The following is a 468-nucleotide window of genomic DNA, read 5'->3' on the forward strand; positions in this document are numbered from 1 at the left end:
CTCTTCCGATCTAGATTTAGAATCTCTAACAGTGTTAACCAACTATGGATTAACAGTTTTTGCTGGAATTCCCTACTTCATGTGCCTTTTTGGGAGAGATAGCATAATAACATCTCTATTCCTTCTACCATACTTCCCAGAGTATGCCAAGGGGACACTAAAGGTTCTCTCACAGCTGCAAGGGAAAAAATTCAATCCAAAGAGAGAAGAAGAACCAGGCAAAATTCCTCACGAGTTTAGATTTGGAGAACTTTCTCAAGCTGGACTCATGCCTTTCAATCCCTACTATGGAACCATAGATGCAACCCCACTGTATTTGATTTTGGCTGGTGAATATGTTAAATGGACTGAGGACTACAAAACGATAAGAGAGCTGAAAGAAACCCTAAACAAAGCACTCGAATGGCTTTTCATGAAGCTTGAAGAAGGAGAAGGATACATAAGATATTCACAGACATCTCCATATGT

1 protein-coding gene is annotated in these 468 nt (G+C 39.7%); it reads left to right on the top strand.

All coding sequences use genetic code 11. The features are described from left to right. On the top strand, nucleotides 1-468 hold a 468-nt coding region (locus E3E28_RS10810), incomplete at both ends, for an amylo-alpha-1,6-glucosidase (RefSeq protein WP_277346790.1).

Origin of the sequence: Thermococcus sp. 21S9, assembly GCF_012027635.1 — an archaeon.
Classification (GTDB): Archaea; Methanobacteriota_B; Thermococci; order Thermococcales; family Thermococcaceae; genus Thermococcus.